This is a genomic window from Nocardia pseudovaccinii NBRC 100343, from assembly GCF_001613225.1.
Lineage (GTDB): Bacteria > Actinomycetota > Actinomycetes > Mycobacteriales > Mycobacteriaceae > Nocardia > Nocardia pseudovaccinii.
In genome coordinates, this window is the sequence record NZ_BDBY01000277.1 from 1 (window position 1) to 20,358 (window position 20,358).

Annotated in this window: 19 protein-coding genes and 1 pseudogene; 13 read left to right on the forward strand and 7 right to left on the reverse strand. The window is 66.4% G+C overall.

Translation table 11 applies throughout. From position 1 onward, the window contains the following. The 6 genes and pseudogenes from NP3_RS49385 to NP3_RS34005 form a co-directional block, all read left to right on the forward strand. Positions 1-1,174 (forward strand): annotated as a pseudogene (locus NP3_RS49385) (sensor histidine kinase); the annotation flags it as partial. After that, entirely contained in the window at positions 1,171-1,584 is a 414-nt protein-coding gene (locus tag NP3_RS33985) for a roadblock/LC7 domain-containing protein (RefSeq protein WP_011207200.1), read from the forward strand. The pseudogene NP3_RS49385 and the gene NP3_RS33985, both read left to right, overlap by 4 nt. Before the next feature lie 7 nt (positions 1,585-1,591). After that, positions 1,592-1,966: a DUF742 domain-containing protein gene (locus NP3_RS33990; protein WP_040686485.1), complete on the forward strand. Its 375-nt coding sequence runs from the start codon at positions 1,592-1,594 to the stop codon at positions 1,964-1,966. Then, a complete protein-coding gene (locus NP3_RS33995) occupies positions 1,947-2,549 on the forward strand; it encodes a GTP-binding protein (RefSeq protein ID WP_174414979.1) in 603 nt (200 codons plus the stop codon). Before NP3_RS33990 ends, NP3_RS33995 begins: the two co-directional genes overlap by 20 nt. 91 nt (positions 2,550-2,640) lie before the next feature. After that, the gene (locus NP3_RS34000; protein WP_063045841.1) at positions 2,641-4,137 is read left to right on the forward strand and encodes an acetyl-coenzyme A carboxylase carboxyl transferase subunits beta/alpha; all 1,497 of its coding nucleotides are present in this window, start codon (positions 2,641-2,643) and stop codon (positions 4,135-4,137) included. Positions 4,138-4,242: 105 nt separating this feature from the next. Then, on the forward strand, positions 4,243-5,097 hold the full coding sequence (locus NP3_RS34005; protein WP_063045854.1) for an aldo/keto reductase: 855 nt from the start codon (positions 4,243-4,245) through the stop codon (positions 5,095-5,097). Positions 5,098-5,102: 5 nt separating this feature from the next. On the opposite strand, the gene NP3_RS34010 is transcribed toward NP3_RS34005, so the two are convergent. Beyond that, positions 5,103-6,230 carry an NAD(P)-binding domain-containing protein gene (locus tag NP3_RS34010; protein ID WP_063045842.1) on the reverse strand — a complete coding sequence of 376 codons (1,128 nt, stop codon included), beginning with the start codon at positions 6,228-6,230 and terminating at the stop codon, positions 5,103-5,105. Positions 6,231-6,320: 90 nt separating this feature from the next. Here NP3_RS34010 and NP3_RS34015 point away from each other — a divergent pair, with 90 nt between their 5' ends. From NP3_RS34015 to NP3_RS34035, 5 genes are all read left to right on the forward strand, one after another. Beyond that, entirely contained in the window at positions 6,321-7,046 is a 726-nt protein-coding gene (locus tag NP3_RS34015) for an enoyl-CoA hydratase (RefSeq protein ID WP_063045843.1), read from the forward strand. Next, positions 7,047-8,189 carry an MBL fold metallo-hydrolase gene (locus NP3_RS34020; RefSeq protein WP_063045844.1) on the forward strand — a complete coding sequence of 381 codons (1,143 nt, stop codon included), beginning with the start codon at positions 7,047-7,049 and terminating at the stop codon, positions 8,187-8,189. It abuts the gene before it with no gap. Between the two features lie 33 nt (positions 8,190-8,222). Beyond that, entirely contained in the window at positions 8,223-8,543 is a 321-nt protein-coding gene (locus tag NP3_RS51655; RefSeq protein ID WP_063824982.1) for an antitoxin, read from the forward strand. A gap of 49 nt (positions 8,544-8,592) precedes the next feature. After that, positions 8,593-10,902, forward strand: coding sequence for an ATP-dependent DNA ligase (locus NP3_RS34030; RefSeq protein ID WP_063045845.1), 2,310 nt, complete (start codon positions 8,593-8,595; stop codon positions 10,900-10,902). A gap of 91 nt (positions 10,903-10,993) precedes the next feature. Next, positions 10,994-11,173: an antitoxin gene (locus tag NP3_RS34035; protein WP_040686491.1), complete on the forward strand. Its 180-nt coding sequence runs from the start codon at positions 10,994-10,996 to the stop codon at positions 11,171-11,173. Between the two features lie 80 nt (positions 11,174-11,253). Here NP3_RS34035 and NP3_RS34040 read toward each other — a convergent pair whose 3' ends face one another. Next, positions 11,254-11,901, reverse strand: coding sequence for a cysteine hydrolase family protein (locus tag NP3_RS34040; RefSeq protein ID WP_063045846.1), 648 nt, complete (start codon positions 11,899-11,901; stop codon positions 11,254-11,256). A gap of 358 nt (positions 11,902-12,259) precedes the next feature. Here NP3_RS34040 and NP3_RS34045 point away from each other — a divergent pair, with 358 nt between their 5' ends. Next, positions 12,260-13,423, forward strand: a complete 1,164-nt coding sequence (locus tag NP3_RS34045) for a lipase family protein (protein ID WP_063045847.1) — start codon at positions 12,260-12,262, stop codon at positions 13,421-13,423. Positions 13,424-13,487: 64 nt separating this feature from the next. Here NP3_RS34045 and NP3_RS34050 read toward each other — a convergent pair whose 3' ends face one another. The 5 genes from NP3_RS34050 to NP3_RS34070 all read right to left on the reverse strand — a co-directional run bounded on the left by NP3_RS34050 (position 13,488) and on the right by NP3_RS34070 (position 19,431). Next, positions 13,488-14,132: a DUF8020 domain-containing protein gene (locus NP3_RS34050; protein WP_063045848.1), complete on the reverse strand. Its 645-nt coding sequence runs from the start codon at positions 14,130-14,132 to the stop codon at positions 13,488-13,490. Positions 14,133-14,343: 211 nt separating this feature from the next. After that, entirely contained in the window at positions 14,344-15,030 is a 687-nt protein-coding gene (locus NP3_RS34055; protein ID WP_063045849.1) for a DUF1345 domain-containing protein, read from the reverse strand. Between the two features lie 18 nt (positions 15,031-15,048). Next, complete coding sequence (locus tag NP3_RS34060) at positions 15,049-15,786, reverse strand: energy-coupling factor transporter transmembrane component T family protein (protein WP_063045850.1); 738 nt, start codon at positions 15,784-15,786, stop codon at positions 15,049-15,051. Beyond that, positions 15,786-17,900, reverse strand: a complete 2,115-nt coding sequence (locus NP3_RS34065; RefSeq protein WP_063045851.1) for an ABC transporter ATP-binding protein — start codon at positions 17,898-17,900, stop codon at positions 15,786-15,788. The genes NP3_RS34060 and NP3_RS34065 overlap by 1 nt, the downstream gene beginning before the upstream one ends. Before the next feature lie 64 nt (positions 17,901-17,964). Next, entirely contained in the window at positions 17,965-19,431 is a 1,467-nt protein-coding gene (locus tag NP3_RS34070; protein WP_063045852.1) for a flavin-containing monooxygenase, read from the reverse strand. Positions 19,432-19,530: 99 nt separating this feature from the next. On the opposite strand from NP3_RS34070, the gene NP3_RS34075 reads away from it, so the two are divergent. Further along, on the forward strand, positions 19,531-20,358 hold an 828-nt coding region (locus NP3_RS34075; protein WP_084509384.1), incomplete at its 3' end, for an AraC family transcriptional regulator.

Consider the following 20,358-nt stretch of genomic DNA (forward strand, 5'->3'; position numbering starts at 1 on the left):
AAGCGCCAGTGGTCTGCCGCAGCGTGAGGGCACCGGCGGTCTACCGCAACGGGATTCCGCATCGAATGGTCTGCCGCAGCGTGAGTCCGGCGTGACCGGTATCCCGCCGCGGGACACCGGTTCGGGCTTGCCGCAGCGGGATTCCGCTTCCGGTGGTTTGCCGCAGCGTGATGCTTTGGGTGGTTTGCCGCCGCGGGAAAGCTCTGGTGGTTTGCCGCAGCGTGAGGGCGCCGGTGGCCTGCCGAAGCGTGATCCGTTGCGTGATCCGCTGAGCAGTCTGCCGCAGCGGGAAACCACTGGCGGTCTACCGCAGCGTGATTCGGCCTCGAATGGCCTGCCGCAACGGGACACCGGTTCGGGCTTGCCGCAGCGGGATTCCGCTTCCGGCGGTCTGCCGCAGCGGGAGTCCGGTGCCACCGGTCTGCCGCAGCGTCAGTCGCCCGCGAACGGTTTGCCGCAGCGTGAGGCCCCGAACGGTCTGCCCCAGCGTCAGTCGGGCGCGACGCCGAGCGGTCTGCCCCAGCGCGACGGTCTGCTACCTTCCCGCGACAGCCTGCCGCAGCGGGAGTCGGCCGCTACCGGTCTGCCGCAGCGCGATCCGGGAGCGACCGTGCTGCCGCGCAAGGAAGTTCCGCCGGGCGTCGGTCTGCCGCGACGAGACCGCGGTGCGGCCCAGCCCGCGGCTGGCGGTGAGACACCCGCTATGTCCGAGGGCGGGGCGACGACCGCACCGCGCGATCCGGGTCGGCACAGCTTCAAGCCCGATCCGGAGAAGGCGGCGTCGTTCTTCCAGACCAGGTTGCAGCCCGCCGTCGACTCTGATTCGGTAATGGGCGGGACACCGATCTTCGCCGAAATGATGTCGGCGTGGCTATCGGATCCCAACCAGGACCGGTCCCAAGTCGCTGCCTCCTTCGAGTCACCCGGCGACGAGGGCTGGCAGGCGGCCCGCCGCGCCAGCGAGGCCCAAGCCGAAACAAAGACGGCCGCCGGGTTGCCTCAACGCAATCCGGGCGGGAGGCTGGTCCCCGGCGGTGTCACCGGCAACGCCGATCGCGCGCCGCGTCGCGATCCAGAAACGATCAGGTCCAGCTTGAGTCGTCACCAGCAGGGCGTCCGGGATGGCCGCGCAATGAAGGCAATGAACCTAACCGGAGATAAAGGAGACCGATGAACCCCGATCTAGGTGGTACGAATCGTCAGCTGGATTGGCTGGTTTCGAACTTCGCCAACGAGGTTCCTGGCGTAGCTCATGCCGTCCTGGTCTCGGCTGACGGCCTACTCATGGCGGCGAGCGCGCAGCTGCCGGTGGACCGTGCCGAACAGCTCTCGGCCGTGACCGCCGGACTGGCCAGCCTCTCGGTAGGCGTCTCGAATCTATTCGAGGGCGGCACCGTGCTGCAGTCGGTGGTCGAGATGGAGCACGGCTACCTGCTACTCATGGCAGTCGGCGACGGCTCGTATCTTGCGGTGCTGACGAATACTTCCTGCGATATCGGCCAGGTGGGCTACGAAATGGCTCTGTTGGTCGAGCGTGTCGGCCAGACGGTGCAGGCCACGCCACGCGTCACGATGGGTTCCTGATGGTGGGATGGACATAGACGATCACCGCATGGGGAGCGCCGAGCCGAGTCTCGTTCGCCCGTACTCCTTGACTGCGGGCCGAACCAGGCCCGCGGTCGAGTTGGCGTTGGAGGCACTTGTCGCATCGCATCCGGTCGCCCTGGAGCGGCAGTTCGAACTGACCAACATCGAGACGTCCATCGTGGAGTTGTGCAGAGAATCGCCGTCCGTTGCTGAAGTGGCAGCGCGTTTGGGTATACCCATCGGGGTGGCCCGCGTGCTCGTGGCCGACCTCATCGAGGCCGGGCATGTGCGAGTTTCGGCGACTTTGAAAGACGATTCCAGCGACGATGAACGTCGCGAGCTGATCGAAAGGGTTCTCAGTGGACTCCGGCGTATTTGATTCGACGGCACAGGTCGATACCCGCACCAGCAAACCGACTTCGGCAAAGATCGTGGTCGCTGGCGGCTTCGGTGTCGGTAAGACCACGTTGGTGGGTGCCGTCTCGGAGATCGTTCCGCTGCGCACCGAGGCATTGGTGACCAATGCCAGTACCGGAATCGACAATCTGACCGGTATTCCGATGAAGTCGACCACCACGGTGGCGATGGACTTCGGCCGGATCAGCCTCGCCGACGATTTGGTTCTGTACCTGTTCGGTACGCCCGGCCAGTACCGCTTCTGGTTCATGTGGGACGACCTGATCCGCGGCGCCATCGGCGCCGTGGTGCTGGTCGACACCCGCAGGCTCGAGGACAGCTTCGCGGCCGTCGACTACTTCGAAGCGCGCAATCTACCGTTCCTGGTTGCGCTCAACGAATTCGACGACGCACCGCGGTATCCGATCGAGGACATCCGTCAGGCCCTCGCGGTGCCTGCGGATGTGCCGATCCTGTCCATCGACGCCCGTCGGCGCGAACCCGCCAAGCAGGCTCTGGTCTCGCTCACCGAGTACGCCCTACGCAAGGTCATGCAGGGCTACTGAGCGTTCGCGCCTGTCGCGTCGGCCCCGAATCGAGTGGCTGAGCCTACCCACCCCGCCGGCTCCGCCGGCTGCCATCCCCTAGGCTCGCTCGATGAGGATTTCGGCGCGGGAGTTGCTCGGGCAACTGCTCGACTCGGACTCGTTTATCAGCTGGGATCGGCCACCGGTGACGGTGGCCGCATCTCCGCGATACCGCGAGGATCTGCACAAGGCCGAGCTGGCGGCTGGCACAGATGAGGCGGTGCTGACCGGCGAAGGTCTGCTGCGTGGTCGACGCGTGGCCGTAATCGCCTGCGAGTTCGGATTTCTGGCGGGTTCGATCGGGGTGGCCGCGGCCGAGCGCATCGTCTCGGCGGTCGAGCGCGCCACCGAATTTGGTCTGCCCCTGATCGCTTCGCCGACCTCCGGCGGTACCAGAATGCAGGAGGGCACAGTCGCTTTCGTGCAGATGGTGAAGATCGCGGGTGCGGTCGCGGCGCACAAGGTGGCCGGGCATCCGTATCTGGTCTATCTGCGCAATCCCACGATGGGCGGCGTCTTCGCGTCCTGGGGTTCGCTGGGGCATATCACCTTCGCCGAACCCGGCGCACTCATCGGCTTTCTCGGTCCGCGCGTCTATAAAGCGTTGTACGGCAGGGCTTTCCCGGAGGGTGTGCAGGTCGCGGAGAATCTGTACCGCAACGGCGTGATCGATGGCGTGCTGCCGGTTTCGGTGTTCCGCCGGATCGCGCATCGTGCGTTGAGCGTGCTCAGCGGTGTGCCGGATCCTGTTGCGGCGGAACCTGGCTGGGCCGCACCGGTGCGTAACTCCGCGAATGCGGATGTTCCGGCTTGGGAATCGGTTCAGATCTCGCGCCGCCCAGGTCGGCCCGGTATCCGTGACCTGTTACGCCATGTGACGCAACGGGTTCCGCTCAGTGGCACCGGCCAGGGCGAATCCGATCGCACCATGGTGCATGCGCTGGCCCGCTTTCGTGGCCAGCCGTGCATTGTGTTCGGCCACGACCGCGCGGGTCAGCAGGGTGAACACACCATGGGCCCCGCCGCATTGCGCGAGGCCCGGCGCAGTATGGCGCTGGCCGAGGAATTGCGGCTGCCGCTGGTGTTGGTGATCGACACGGTCGGTGCGGCCCTGTCGAAGGAGGCCGAGGAGCGTGGGCTCGCCCCCGAAATCGCCCGCTGCATAGCCGATCTGGTGACGCTCGACACCCCGACGGTCTCGGTCCTGCTCGGTCAAGGCACCGGCGGCGGCGCATTGGCGCTGCTGCCCGCCGACCGCGTCCTGGCCGCCACCCACGGCTGGCTCGCGCCGCTGCCGCCGGAAGGGGCGAGCGCCATCGTCTACCGCGATACCGGCCACGCCCCCGAACTGGCCGACGCACAGGGCATCCGCGCCACCGACCTGCTCGCCGACGGTGTCGTCGACCGCATCGTCCCGGAATTTCCCGACGCCGCCGACGAACCGGTCGACTTCGCCCGCCGCATGGTCGCCGCCATCGCCGACGAGCTCACATGGCTGCGCGCCCGTCCGCTCGACGAGATCCGCGCCTCCCGTCATACCCGCTATCGCCGCCTCGGTCGGTCCTGACGACCCTCGGTAACCAGCACAAACGCGATCCCGTTGGGAAAACCGGTGGTCAACACACCAGGGGTTCTCGTTGACGACGCGGCGCGGCACTTCTACGGTCGGGATGTGACCTTCAGAAGCGAGACCAGCGCCATTCCCTCGATCGTGCTGAACGACGGGAACGTGATCCCGCAGCTCGGCTTCGGTGTGTTCCAAGTACCGCCGGAGGACGTCCAGCCGGTCGTCACCGCCGCGCTGGAGGCGGGCTATCGCAGCATCGATACCGCCGCGATCTACGGCAACGAGGAGGGCACCGGCCGCGCCATCCGGGAATTCGGGCTGCCGCGCGACGAGGTCTATCTCACCACCAAGCTGTGGAATTCCGACCAGGGTTACGACTCCACGTTGCGCGCCTTCGACGCCAGCATGGCTCGGCTCGGCCTGGACTACCTCGATCTCTATCTCATCCACTGGCCGGTGGCGCAGGCCGATCGCTTCATCGAGACCTTCAAGGCCTTGCAGACACTGAAGGCGCAGGGCCGGGTGCGTTCGATCGGTGTGTCGAACTTCACCGTCGCCGATCTGGAGCGGGTCATCGGCGAGACCGGCGAGATTCCGGCCGTCAACCAGGTCGAACTGCATCCCCGGCTGGCGCAGCGCGAACTACGCGCGTTCCACGATGCGAATGCCATCGCCACCGAGGCGTGGAGTCCGCTCGGGCAGGGCACGCTGCTCGATGATCACACCGTCGTCTCCATCGCCGAAGAGGTCGGCGGCACCCCGGCCCAGGTGCTCATCCGCTGGCACCTCCAGCAGGGCATTGTCGTCATCCCCAAGTCGGTCACCCCGTCCCGCATCGCCGCCAACTTCGACGTCTTCGGTTTCGAACTCACCCGTGACCAGATGAACGCCATCAACGCACTCGACAAGGGCGCCCGCATAGGCCCCGATCCGAGCACATTCACCGCCGGACTCCTCTAGAACTTTCAGCGCAGGCCGAGGTGGGCCGTCAGCTCTTGGGCGGCGGCGCGCCCGGCTCGGTTGGCGCCGATGGTGCTCGCGGATGGGCCGTAGCCGATCAAGTGGATGCGCGGGTCGACGGCTACCCGGGTGGCGAGGCGGCCGGTCATGGTGACACCGCCGCCGGGACCGCGCAGGCGTAGCGGGGCCAGATGGTCCAGGGCACTGCGGAATCCGGTCGCCCACAGGATCACGTCGGCAGGCTGGAACGAATTGTCGGGCCATCGCACCCCATCGGGTTCGATGCTCGCGAACATCGGATGCCGCTGCAGCGCACCGCGCGCCTGTGCGGCGCGGAGTCGATCGTCGAGCCGCAATCCGGTGACCGAAACCACAGAACCCGGCGGCAGACCCTGCCGCACCCGATCCTCCACGATGGCGACGGCCGCGCGGCCGTCCTCCTCGGCGAACGGTGCGTCACGGAATACCGGCTCGCGTCGAGTCACCCAGGTGGTGGTCGTGACCTGCGAGATCTCGTCCAATAACTGAACGGCCGACACTCCGCCGCCGACCACGACGACATGCTTGCCCGCGAACTCGTCGGCGGTGCGGTAGTCGCGGGTGTGCAGCTGGCGTCCGGCGAAGGTCTCCGCACCCGGATAGTGCGGAATGAAGGGATGTTCCCAGGTGCCGGTGCCATTGATCAGGCCGCGCACCCGGATCGTGCCCGCGGTATCGGTCTCGACATTCAGTGTCGTGCCCCGGCCCGCCGCGAGATCCGGCCCTGCGGCACAGGGGCTTCCGTCGGTATTGCGGTCGCAGACCACGGTCACCGAGACCGGCCTGCGCACCCGCAGATCGAATCTCTTCTCGTACAGCTCGTAATAGCGCGGCACCGCGGTGGCCGCGGGAACGGCGTCGGAATCGGGAGGCAAGGTCTCGGCGAAGGACATGCCAGGGAGGTCGTGTACGCGATTGACGGTGGTCAGGGTGAGCGATGGCCACCTGAACTGCCAGGCCCCGCCGGGTCCCGGTGCGTGATCGACGATGAGGAAGTCCCATTCCGGGCGCAAACCTAGGCGCTGCAGGTGGTAACCGGCGGACAGCCCGGCCTGACCAGCACCGATCACCAGGATGGGGAAGTCTGTCGGCACAAACCGAGATCGTATCGGCTTGGTCGGTATGTTCCGCCACCTGTGGCAGAGTTGATGTAACCACTCGAACCGGTCAGTTGGGGAGGATGCATGCTCGACGTTAGCCGCGATGGCGATGTCGTCACTATCGAACTACAGCGCGAGGAGCGGCGTAACGCGCTGAACTTCGAACTCGTCACTCGGCTCCGCGAGGCAGTTTTGACTGCGGCCGAGGATGCCAGGGTGATTGTCCTCACCGGTCGGGGATCCCTCTTCAGCGCGGGCGCTGACCTGTCCGGGGTCTACGCGGAGGAATTCCTGACGGCCCTGCCCGACATGCTGCACACGATCGAATCCGTGCCGGTCCCGGTGATCGCGGCGATCAATGGCGGTGCGCTCGGCGCGGGCGTGCAGATCGCGTTGGCCTCGGATCTGCGGGTGATGGAACCCGACGCCTATATCGCCATTCCGGCCGCCAAGCTCGGTATCACCGTCGACCGCTGGACCGTGCGGCGGCTGGCGTCGCTGATCGGCGGTGGCCCGGCCCGGACCATGCTGCTCGGCGCGGAATCGGTATCGGCCGCCGATGCCTACTCCTTCGGCTTCGCCAACCGGCTCGGCACGCTGGCCGACGCACAGGCCTGGGCCAAATCGATCGCCCAGCTGGCCCCGCTGTCGCTGCGGCATATGAAGTTGGAACTCAACGACGACGGCACGCGGGATCCGGAGAGCACGCAACAGCGTGCGGCGCTGGAGGCGGCGTGGACCAGTCAGGACGCCCAGGAGGGGCGACTGGCCAGGGCAGAGAAGCGCGCGGCGAAATTCGTGGGGCGATAAATGAATCCGAAGAAGATAGTGGGCATTGCCGCCGGTGCGCTCGGTGTCTCCTGGGTGGTGCGCGCGGTCTGGGACATTCCGTCGGCGATCGGCGCCTCCATCAATGCCATCGCGCCCTACGCCACCGGCGCGGTGAGCTATCGCAATCGGCAGTTCCACAACACCGAGCCGAGTACCCAGTTCGTCTCGGGAGCCGCTCCGTCCCTGCTGATTTCGGCGCTGACTCGGCGTAATGCCGGTCGCCCGCGCAATGCGGTTCCGCTGGCCACCCCCGACGTGCCGACCGAGGCAGGCGATCTCGCGGTCACCTGGTACGGGCACGCATCGGCGCTCATCGAGGTCGACGGGTACCGGATTCTCACCGATCCGGTTTGGAGCGAACGGGTTTCGCCGTCCGCACTGGTCGGTCCGGCCCGGCTGCATCCGGTGCCGACGCCGCTGTCGGAACTGCCGCAGGTGGACGCGGTGCTGATCTCGCACGATCACTACGACCATCTGGACAAGGCGACGATCCGTCAGCTGGTGGTGGGACAGGCCGCACCCTTCCTGGTGCCGATCGGCATCGGCGCGCACCTGCGGCACTGGGGCGTGCCCGAGCATCGGATCGTCGAATTGGATTGGGGCGGTTCGGTTTCCCTCGCCTCGCTGGGCCGTGAGCGCGACGGCACGGATCTGGTGCTCACCTGCACCGAGGCGCGGCACTTCTCCGGGCGCGGCCTGGTGCGCAACACCACACTATGGGCGTCCTGGTCCATCGTCGGCCCGACGCGGCGGGTCTACTTCGGCGGTGATACCGGATACACCAAGGCTTTCGCGGAGGCGGGGACCGCGCTCGGACCGTTCGATCTGACACTCCTGCCGATCGGCGCCTACGACGAGGCCTGGCCGGACGTCCACATGAACCCGGAGGAGGCGGTTCGCGCACATGCCGACCTCGGCGTCGGCGATCCGGGACACGGACTGCTGGTGCCGATCCACTGGGCGACCTTCAACCTGGCCTTCCACGGGTGGTCGGAGCCGGTGCGCCGAATGGTCGCGGCGGCACGGGCGGCCGGTACTGCGGTGGCGGTGCCGATGCCGGGCCAGCGCATCGACCCCAATGACCTGCCGAGCCGGGATTCCTGGTGGGAGGATATTGGGTGAATACCTAGGTCGTCGACAGGAAGGAATGCAGGCATGAGTCTCGTGGACACCCTGAAAGGCCTGGTCGGCAAGGGCAGGGACGCGGCAGCCGAGAACGCCGACAAAATTTACGATGCGGTCGACAAGGCCGGTGGGTTCATCGACGAGAAGACCGGCCACAAATACTCCGACAAGATCGGCAAGGTGCAGGAGGCCGCCAAGAAGGCGGTCCCGACGGACCACTCCGCATCGGAGCCGCCCGCATCGAAGCCCACGGCCGCGCCGGAGTCACCCACGGCCGCGGCTGAGGAGCCGCCTGTGCCACCTGCCCCCAAGGCCACCGAGCCCGATGAGCCGGGACAGCCGCAGGCATGATCTGTGGCGGGGGCCGACATCTGTCGGTCCCCGCCCCTAAACTTCATTTATGGTGACCCGCCGGGAATTCGGTGGCAGCCCGGGCCAGCCGGGCATCGAGGTTGAGCTGAGCAACCTCGACAAGGTGCTGTATCCGGCGACCGGAACCACCAAGGGCGAGGTCATCGCCTACTACTCGGCCATCGCGCCCGCAATGCTCCCGCATATCGCCGGGCGACCGGTCACCCGGAAGCGCTGGCCGAACGGCGTCGACGAATCGTCCTTCTTCGAAAAGAATCTCGCCGAGCACGCACCGTCGTGGCTGGAGCGCCACACCATCGAACATTCCGGCCGCAAGGTCGTCTATCCGGTCATCGATTCCGAGGCCGGACTGGCCTGGATCGGACAGCAGGCGGCGCTGGAAGTCCATGTGCCGCAATGGCGTTTCGACGGTGACAAGGTCGGCTACGCCACCCGGTTGGTCTTCGATCTGGATCCGGGGCCGGGTGCGGGACTGGCCGAATGCGCGCGGGTCGCGCTGGCGGTGCGTGAGATGGTCGAGGGGATCGGGTTGCACGCCTTCCCGGTTACCAGTGGTAGCAAGGGAATTCACATCTATGTGCCGCTGGACCGGGAGTTGAGTCCGGGCGGTGCGTCCACCGTGGCCAAGCAGGTGGCGACGAATCTCGAAAAGCTGCACCCGGATCTGGTCACCGCGACGATGGCGAAATCGGCGCGCGGTGGAAAGGTCTTCCTGGACTGGAGTCAGAACAATCCGTCCAAGACCACCATCGCACCGTATTCGCTGCGCGGCCGCACCGAGCCGAATGCGGCCGCACCGCGCACCTGGTCCGAGCTGGAGAGCCGGAAGAAGCTGCGACACTTGCGCTTCGACGAGGTCCTCGCGCGCTGGCGCGACGACGGCGATCTGCTCGCCGAATTGGATCGGCCCGATTCGAACAGCGATGCGCTGACGAAATATCGATCGATGCGCGATGCCTCGGCGACCCCGGAACCGGTGCCGTCCGAAACGCCTACGCCCGGGGCGAATGATCGGTTCGTCGTCCAGGAACACCACGCGCGGCGGCTGCATTGGGACGTGCGGCTCGAACGCGAGGGCGTACTGGTGTCATGGGCCGTGCCGAAGGGGCCGCCGACCTCGTCGGATCAGAACCGGCTCGCCGTACACACCGAGGATCATCCGTTGGAGTACTTGAACTTCCACGGCGCGATCCCGAAGGGGCAGTACGGCGCGGGGGAGATGACCATCTGGGATTCCGGCACCTACGACACCGAGAAATGGCGCGAGGACGAGGTCATCGTGACTTTCCACGGCAAGCGACTCCGCGGTCGCTACGCGATGATCCGAACCAATGGCACCCAGTGGCTGATGCATCTCATGCGCGATCAGGTTCCGGCCGAGGAAGTGGCGGACCGGGTGTCCAGTGGTCCGGTCGGCCCGGAGGCCGCGTTCATCGTGCCGAGACCCGCTGGGCCCGCGCCCTTTCCACGTGGGCTGCAGCCGATGCTCGCCACCCACGGTGAGGTCGCCGATCTCGATGACGTCGAGTGGTGCTTCGAAACCAAATGGGACGGCTTCCGGCTGATCGCCGAAATAGATTCCGGGACAATGACTCTGCGCAGCCGGGCGGGCAATGTGGTGACCAAACGCTATCCGGGTATGGCGCTGCTGGCCGAGGAATTGGCCGGACATAATGTGGTGCTAGACGGTGAGGCCGTGGTGTTCGACGATCACGGCGTAGCGAATGTCGGTCTGCTGCAGGCCGATGCGGCGCGCGCGGTCTTCGTCGCCTTCGATGTGCTGTACCTGGACGGGACTTCCCTTATTCGCAAACGGTATTCGGATCGACGTCGGGTACTGGAAGCTATCGCCGCCAACGCACCGTCACTGCGGGTCCCCGCGCGCCTGGACGGCTCCGGTGCCGACGCGCTGCGCTACAGCCAGGAACAGGGCCTGGAGGGTGTGGTCGCCAAGCGCAAGGATTCGGTGTATCTGCCAGGTAAGCGCGGGCATTCGTGGGTCAAGCAGCGCAACTGGCGCACCCAGCGTGTCCTGATCGGCGGCTGGCGGCGCAGCGACGCCCGCAACTTCAAATCGCTGCTGGTCGGCATTCCGCACGAGGGCAGGCTGTATTACGTGGGGCGGGTCGGCACCGGGTTCAGCGAGCCGGTCATGCGGGATCTGGCCGAAAGGCTCGGCAAGTTGGAGCGCAAGACCACTCCGTTCGACAATGATCTCACCACCGAGGAACGCGAGGCCGCGGTGTGGGTAACCCCGAAGCTCAGCGGAACCGTGCGCTTCATGAACTGGACCGAGACCGGCCGCCTCTGGCATCCGGCCTGGCTCGGCGAGATGTGACGGCGGTCGCTGATGGTTTGCCGGGTCATCGGAGAGTTCGCTCGGTATCGTTTGTTTGCGGTTGTTTCGGCTCGAAAAAGAGGAGTGCGCGGTGGATTTCAAGAACCTGGCGAACAAGGCGCTGGACCTGGCCCAGCAGAATGCGGACAAGGTGGATACGGCCATCGATAAGGTGGGCGATCTCGTCGACAAGCAGACCGACGGCAAATTCGCGAGCCAGGTCGACGCCGCGCAGGATGCCGCCAAGAAGGCCGTCCGCAAGGACAGCTGAGTCGTCGACCCTTTCGAGCGACCTGCAAGCAGTCGCTACGGCGTGGCGGACCGGGCGTACCCGATCCGCCATTCCCGCGGTCAGTTCTGTTCGCGGGCGAGCAGCGGAATGATGGTCGCGCTGTCGGTGACCATCGCGTGCCCTTGGAATTCGAAATCGTCATAGGCGCGCGCCATTGCCTCCTTATCGCGGCCGCCGACGGCATCGCTGATGATCACCGGCACGAAGCCGAGGTCGGTCGAATGGGTGACCGTCGGCGCGATGCCGATCTCCAGCGCGACACCCGCGATCGCGTATGCGCCGATGCCGAGATCGCGCAGCACCGCGGCCAATGGTGTGCCCTCGAATGCCGACATCGAGGTCTTGTCGAAGATCACCTCGTCCGCCGTCGGCCGCAGCTCCGGAACCAGTTCGAAGGCCGGGGTGTCACGCTGCAGGATGAACTTCACGTCGTCGACATTGTCGACCTGCTGCCAGCTCATGGCCATTCGCAGCGCGAAGGTGCCACTCAGGCGGCGCGGCAGGAAGAAATGCCGCAGGAAGATGATCGGATAACCGCCGCGCCGTGCCGCTTCGACCACCCGCGCCACCCGCTCGATGATCTCCGGACCGTCCGGCAGTTGGGACAGCACACCGACCTGCATGTCGTAGACGATCACCGCCATGCGGTGCGGCGCACACACATCGGCGAGTCCTTCGGGAATGTCCAGTCCGTTGCCGTGCCGCATGGTCAGCTCACTCCTGTTCGATACCGATCACATCCGGGGTACGGCCCGACGGTGATTCGGTTGCGCGATAGCCACTTTCGAAGCGCGCCGCAGCGTGCTCCGCCCCAACTCTAACCATGTCGGAAATCGGACACGCACGGCGTCGCTGATGCCCTCGAATGACCGTTGCTGGGCCTCTGATCAGGCAGTACGGTGGTGGCATTCGAGGCCGGGTGAAGTCGGCGCCGACGCGTTCCCGGCGCACTGTGCGTCGCGCCGCGTCGGAACACTGGAGGCCCCGATGAAAATTTTGTTTGCACCATTCGTCGGCGGTAACCGGAGATCCGGTGCGATATCGATCCTTATCGTTCCCGCGGTCGTGGCGTTCGCATTCGTGCCCGTTGCCAGGGCATTTCCGACGCCGGATCAGGACCCGTTCTACGCGGCACCGGCCGAGCTGGCTTCGCAGCCCGACGGTGCCGTGCTGCGGACCCGATCGATCGCCTTGTACGGTCTACCGCTGCCGGTTTCGGCCTGGCAGGTGCAGTACCGGACCAACGATACGAACGGCTCGCCGATCCCGGGGATGGCCACCGTGCTGGTGCCGAGCTGGCCGTGGTTCGGCCCCGGCCAGCGCCCCTTGCTGTCGTACCAGATCGCCGAGGACAGTCTCGACACCCGGTGTGCGCCGTCGTACGCCCTGCGGGGCGGCTGGGATCTCGGCGGCGCGAATACCTATATCGACACACCGTTCATCGCCGAGGCGCTGCGCCGCGGCTGGGCGGTGGTGACGAGCGATTACGAGGGGCCGGACTCCCGATTCCTGGACGGCGTCAACTCCGGCCGCGCGGTGCTCGACGGCATCAGGGCGGCCCGCGCGCTCGCACCGGACGGCGTCGGTCCGGCGAGCCCGATCGGCGCGTGGGGCTATTCGGGCGGTGCCTTCGCGACGCTGTGGGCGGCGCAGATACAACCGGAGTACGCGCCCGATATCCAGTTCGCGGGGATCACTTCGGGCGGGGTGCCCGCCGATTGGACAGCCATGGCCGATAGTGTCGATGGCACCGTGCAGGCGGGGCTGGGAATGCTCGTATTGCTCGCGATCGCGAAGAACGAGCCGAATTCCGGTGTGCCGGAATTGCTCAACGAACGCGGTCGCAGCGCCCTCGCCGAGGATGCATCCGCCTGTGCACCGGATCTGGTCGTCAAGTACATCAACGCGCATGTGGACGATTTCGCGGCGGTGCCGGATGTGTTGTTCCAACCGGCTTTTCGGGCCGCGACCGACCGGCAGGAACTGGGCGGCAGTGCACCGGGCATGCCGATGTACCTGTACCACAGCACAACCGATGATGTGATCCCGGTCGCGGGCTTCACCGATCTGGTCGGGCGATACTGCGCGGAGGGTGCCGACCTCACCTCCGTGCAATCGGCGCTGCCTGGACACAATGTGACCGCCATCGGCGAGGCGGCCGGTGCGATGGGCTTCCTCGCCGATCGCTTCGCGGGTGTTCCGGTCGCACCGGGCTGTCCCGGCCGATGAACGAAAGATGCGGCGCGCTACGAGAATTCGCCGCGCGCCGCGTTCGGAGTGCTGGTTGCCGGTCCTACTTGACCGGCGCGTCCTGCCATTTGGTGGTGCCTGCCGGAGCGGACAAGGTGCTGAGCAGATCGATGCCCGCGATGATCAATGCCGGTCCGCCGACCACGAGCGTGCCGATGATGCCGCCGATACCCGCGCCCGCGATGACGCTGGCGATGACGGTCGGTCCGCCGATGATGCCGGTGAGCCCGACCAGCGCGCCGATCACCGTGCCGAGAAAGCCGCCGATGGCGGTGGCAATGCCGAACTGGGACAGGAAGTTATCCTGCGCGCGCAGATTCTCCCGCGGCGATGCGATCGGCGCGGCCGCCTGCCGCGCCTGCGTGTAGTCCTTGACCGCGGTCAACTCCAGCACCCGGCCCGCGTCGCGGATCTCATGCGGCATGGCGAACTCGAGACCGTCCTGCCGGAACGTCAGCGGCAGCGTGACCACCGTATTGCCCGCGATGTCCTTGATGTCCACGGTGTTCGCGGACAACTGGAAGGACCCGTCGGTCAGCGTGGTGACGATCTTGTCGCCCACCAGTTTTGCCTCGTACCCGATGTCGGGTACGGGCGCGGCATCCGGCTGTGCATAGGAGGTGCCCGCGCCGACCGCGACAGCGGCGACGATCGGCACGGCTGCCGCGGTGATCTTGCGGAGAATCATTCCGGTGGTCCAATCTTCATCAGTTTTTGCAAGCCGTAGCAACGCTCCGCACGCGAAAAATCCTCCCCCCGACGCTGTGCAGAGCCACGATGTGATCTAGAGAACGCACTCCGAGGACACCTTACCGCGTACAAAAGGTTTAGAGGAATGCTTTTCGGGGTATTCAATATTGCTCACATAACGAATCTTGTTATAGCTCTTCGCTATCCGATCAGGACCCCGGCTGCTGCAGGACATTGATCGCGCGGGCGATCACCAAGATCACCAGCACCAGTGAGATCGCCGACTGCAGCATCATCGTCGCCTTCGCCCACCGCGACATCGGCATCACGTCGGTCGGGCTGAACGCCGTCGCATTGGTGAACGCCAGATAGAGATAGTCCAGGAACTGTGGCTCCCATTCGGGTTCGGTCAGGTCCGGACTCTGCATCTGTACGAACAGGAAGTCCGGCAACGGCTTTCGCGCATGTGCGCGGGCCGCGGGTCCGCCGCGATCGAACTCCCAGTACCAGAGTCCGAACACCACCACATTCGTCAACCAGACCGCACCGCCCGAGACGAGCAGTTGCACCGGATCGCTGAGAGTTCCATTGATCAGTTGGAAGACCAGTCGACCCGCCGAAACCGCGGTGGCCAGACTCAGCAAACCGGTCAGCAGGAGGCCGCAGTTGCGCAGCCAGCGCTCTTCCCGGTTGAGCCGGAACGGATTCGCCACCACCAGCACACCGAGCAACAGGACCTCGAGTACGGGCAGCACCAGCCAGGCGGATTGCTCCCGGAGTTCCTTCGGGGCGACCTGCAACACCACGATCACCAGCACGGCGAGCGTCGCGGCCCACCGCGATTCACCCTCCGTCTTGCGTTGCCAGGCGGGTACATCGTCGTCTTGGTCCGGCACAGGGGCCAGTATCGCCGATCAGGTGAGCAGATCGAGGACGACCGCGCCGAGGCAAACCGCGATGACAACCGTCAGCGCGATCGCGTCATTGCGCCCGGGGGTGCTCGGGTGGGCGGTGAGTTGGCCGGTGCCGCCGCGTGCGGTGATGGCCTCGCCCAGTTCGGTTGCCCGGCGGCTGGATACCGCCATGGCGGCGGTGAGGATATCGACGAGCGGATTATCGGCGGCGCGAGTGAGCAGGCCATCCTTCGGGCGCAGTCGGCGCGCCGCCCGCAGCACCCGGATCTCATCCATCAGCAGCGGCAATCCGCGCAATGTCAGCGCGATGACCACGGCCCACTCGTCCACTGGCACGCGGAATCTGCGCAGTGGCGAGCCGAGTTTGGCCAGCGCGGGGGCGATATCGCCCATCGGGGTGGTCCAGGCGATCAGGAACGAGGAGGCCAGCAGGATCAGGCCGAAGACGGTGACATTGGTGTAGCGCAGCACGGCATCGCGGCCCACCGGCACATTGAGCAGGGCGCCGATGCCGATCGCCGCCCAGAACCACCACGGCAGGCGCGGCAGTGTGCTCAGCGGCAGTCGGGCCACCAACCCGATCGCGATCACGAATACGACCATCAAGCCGAGTACCGGCCAGGACGGCAGGAACATCAGCACCACGCTGATCAGGAACGCCGCGATGATCTTGGTTCCGGCCCAGAGGCTGTGCACCGGACTGGAAACCGGCACTTCGCGGAACAGCACCGTACTCATTACCGACCTCCGTTCCCGAGTCGCCAGGCTGGATCGCCTGGGCGCGTTCCCGGCATGGTCGTGCGGGAATCCAGCTGGTGCGCGGGCACATTCGCGGTATCGCGGATCGGATCGGCCTCCAGAATGCGTCCGGCCTCGAGATGTACGGCCCGGTCGCAGACCGCGGCCATATCGTGCACGTCATGCGAGATGACGATCAGGGTGAGCCCGGAATCGCGCAGGCGGGCAAGCAGTTCCACGATTTCGGCGCGACCGTGCGGGTCCAATCCGGCCAGCGGCTCGTCGAGCACGACGACCGGTGCGTGGCTGGCCACAATGGCCGCGAGCACCACGCGCTTGGCTTGACCGCCGCTGAGTTCTTCGATGGACCGCGCGGCCAGTGCGCGATCCAGACCGACCGCATCCAGTGCGCGGCCGACCGCACCGGATCCGGTGGCCCGTCCGCCCCAGTCCGCGATTTCGTCGCCGACCGTCTGTTTCTGCAACTGCAGCCGGGAGTGCTGGAACGCCAATTCCACTCGGCCGATCTGCTTCGCGATCGGCTTACCGCCCAATTCGCAACGGCCGGAACTGGGTTCGATCAATCCCGCCATGATCCAGGCCAGTGTTGATTTGCCGGAGCCATTGCCCCCCACCACGAGTAGCGCCTCGCCGCGCCGCACAGTCAGGTCGACGCCGTGCAAAGCCGGTGCGGCCCACGGTGTTCCGCGGTTATAGGTGTGACGGACCTCGCTCAGCTGCAGGATGGTTTCGCCCATCGGGCGGCGGCGGATCTCGCCGCCCGGTTGCGGCCATGCGGGCAGTCGCTCGACGGTCCGGCCACCTGCCAGGTGCACGACCCGGTCGGCGGCGGCCGCATCGGCCTCGTGATGGGTCACCAGCACCACCGCCATCGGATGGCGTTTGGGCAGCTCGGCCAGGAGTGCGACGAGATCGCGGCGACCGTCCGGATCGATCATCGAGGTGGCCTCGTCGGCAATGAGCAGCGCGGGGCGGCGGGCCAATGCCGCGGCCACCGCCAGTCGCTGCTGCTGACCGCCCGAAAGCGTCGCGGTCTCGCGATCGCCCATACCGTCCAGGCCGACCTCGCGCAGCAGCCCATCGATATCGACCGCGGCGGCGAGTTCGGTGGACAGACCCCACACCACATCGTCGGCGACGAGCACACCGAGCGTTTGACTCTCCGGACGCTGCAGCACCAGCGCGGTGCCACCCAGATGGCCGAGGCCTGCGGCGCCCGGACGGTCCACGCCGCCGGTGGTCGGCGGATGTCCGGCCAGCAGCCGGGTCAGTGTCGATTTGCCCGATCCGTTGTGGCCGACAATGGCCACGAATTCGCCGATATCGACCGTGAGATCGATGCCGGACAGCGCATCGACCGGCGCGCCCGGATAGCGGAAGCCGACCGCGCGCAGTCGCACCGGGAGCGGCGCGATCGGCCGGTCGTCAGGTGGTGCGTCGAGCCGGTCTCGACTGGGCAGCCAGGACAGCCGGTCGAGTACCGAGCCGAGTACGAACCAGGAAAACACCGCCGTCGCGATGAAGCCCGCCAGCACACCACCGCCGACCAGGACCCACCACCAGCGGATCGCCGCGTCCGCGGCGTCGGCGATTCCGCGTCCGAGGGGTTCCAGCTGGGGCTGCCGCGCCGCCGTCCGCTCCAGGCCCTCAGCCGTGCTGCGGATGGTGTTGAACAGTAGATTCCGTGACCGAGACAGCACGACCAGCGTTCCGACGGCGAACGCCGCGAAGCCGAGACCGGCGATTACCGACAATCCGAGCACCGCGGGCAAACCGCCGCGTCGACGTTTGACGATGCCGATGATGCCCGCGACGGTGGCCGAGCTGAGAATGCCGAATGCCGGTACGATGCCCGCCGCGACGAAGCAGACCAGCACGGCCGAACCCGTCGCGGTGATCAGGGCGCGCAGCCGATAGCGGTGCGCGATCATGGCCAGCGGCACCGCGGCCACCAGCTGCAGCGCCGCGGCGAACGGAATCAGCGCACCGACGGTCACCAGGCCGACGGTGGCACCGCCGAGTACCGCCCCCGCCGCCAATTCGATCGGGCGCAGCGGGCCGCGCTCGGTGGGACGGGCTGGCAGATCGCTCACGGGTCAAGTCTGCCAGGATCGGTGTGGACAGTTCGTGTGGTCTTTCTGTGGAGACCTTGAGCTTTCAGGCCACCCGGGTCAGCTCGTAATCGGCGGCCTTCAACTTGCGGACGCGACGGCGGTAGGCGAGCTGTGGACCCGGCCAGTTGTTCGTGATCCGGCCCGAAGCGGTGCGATACCAGCTGGAGCAGAAGTTCCACGGTGTGCGCGCGAGGCGCTGCTGAACCGCGGTATTGAATTGCGCCTCCGCTTCGGGACGTACCTCGAGCACGTGGCCGGGACGTTCGGCGAGCAGTTGGACGGCCTGGCGGATATAGCGGGCCTGCGATTCGATCATGTAGATGATCGAGCCGACGCCGAGATTGGTATTCGGACCGTAGACCAGGAACATATTCGGGAAGTCGGGCACGGTAATGCCGCAGTAGGCGTGCGCGCCGCCTTGCCAGGCATCGGAGAGCTTGCGGCCCGCGCGGCCGTAGATATTCATGGGCCAGAGGAATTCGGTGCCCTTGAACCCGGTGCCGTAGACGATTACCTCCGCCTCGTGCACCTTGCCGTCGGCGGTGCGCACGCCGTTCGGCACGATTTCGGTGATGGCGGTGGTCTCGACCCGGACGTTCGGTTCGAGCAGAGCCGGGTAGTAGTCGTTGGAGAACAGGCCGCGCTTACAGCCGATCGGATAGTCGGGGGTGAGTTTGGCGCGGAGTTCCGGATCCGGGACCTGCACTTCCAGATGTTTCGACGCGATCTTCGCGACCAGTCGCACGATCCACGGGAATTCGACCAGGCCGAGCGCGATGAATTCGGCGATGGCCCACCAGCCGAAACGTTCGACGAGCAGGGCGCCGGGCAGCCGCGCGAAGAGTTTGTGCTGGACCGGGGTGTAGTCGGTATCGAATTTGGGCAGCACCCACGCCGCCGTGCGCTGGAACAGGGTGAGGTGTTCGACCCGTGGCTGGATCTCCGGAATGTACTGGATGGCGCTGGCGCCGGTGCCGATGCACGCGACGCGTTTACCGGCCAGCTCGACGCCGTGATCCCACTCGGCGGAGTGGAAGGCCTGACCGGTGAAGGTGTCGATACCGGGAATGTTCGGCAGCGCGGGCCGCGACAGTTGGCCGACCGCGGAGATGAGCACGTCGGCGGTGCGGGCCGAGCCGTCCTTGGTCCGTACGGTCCAGCGGCCGGAGGCGTCGTCGAATTCGGCGTCGGTCACCTCGGCGCCGAAATGGATCGCCTCCAGCAGGCGGTGCCGCTGGGCGACACCGCGCAGGTAGTCGTGGATCGCGGCCTGTCCGGAGTATCGCTGCGGCCAGTCCGGCTTGGGCTCGTAGGAGAACGAGTACAGCGGCGACGGCACATCACAAGCCGCGCCGGGGTAGGTGTTCTCCCGCCAGACCCCGCCGATGTCCGTGCCGCGCTCCAGAATGGCGATATCGTCGAAACCGTTGCGCCGCAATTCGATTGCCATCCCGACGCCGCCGAAACCGGCGCCGATGATGATGACCGAGGGCCGTTCGCCAGCTGTCATTTTGTGGCACTCCTCACAGCACTGTAGATGAGTTCCACTCTAAGACCGCAGGTCGCGTATGGGGTGGGCCTATCGAGATTTTCGGCCATAATGTCCGCTGTGGAGCGGGTACAGGATCCGGGCATCCGCGACTGGAACTTTCCGCGCGGCATCGCCAGCGTGGCACTCATGGTCGGCTATGCCGGTGAGCAGGGCGTGCCCGTCACGCGCATGCTCGCGGGAACCGAGCTGACCGAGGCCGTGCTGCACGATCCGGACGCGCAGATCGACGCGCGCACCGAACTCGCCGTCATTCGCAATCTCGTCCGGGAACTCGCCGATACGCCCGCGCTCGGTGTCGAGATCGGTCGCCGGTATCGGATCACCACCTTCGGCATTTTCGGCTTCGCCTGTGTCAGCAGTCCGACGCTCGGTGAGGCGATCTCGTTCGCGCTGCGCTATCTGGAGCTGAGCTTCACCTTCTGCCTGCCCGTCGCGGAATGGGGGGAGGGCGAATTCATCGCCTGGGTGCACGACGAATCGATTCCGGCCGATGTGCGCCAGTTCCTGGTCGAACGCGATGTGACCGCCATGCATCAGGTCATGAGCGATCTGATCGGTAAACAGTTGCCGCTCACCAGGGCCGAATTCCGTTTTCCCGAACCGGCATACGCCGATCGGATCATGGAGGTCACTCATGTGCGGCCGCGTTTCGGACGGCCGCACAATCTGTTCACGATCGATCCGGCAATGCTGGAGCAGCCACTGCCGCAGGCGAATGAGCACACCTGGGCCATGTGCCTCGCGCAATGCCGGGATCTGGTGGATCGACGCCGCGCCCGCACCGGTATCGCGGCCGAGGTGCGCGAACTCCTGGTGCCCGGCGGTGCCGACGGATTCGCCGCCCCGCGCGGAATCGACTCCGTCGCACGCGATCTCAATATGAGC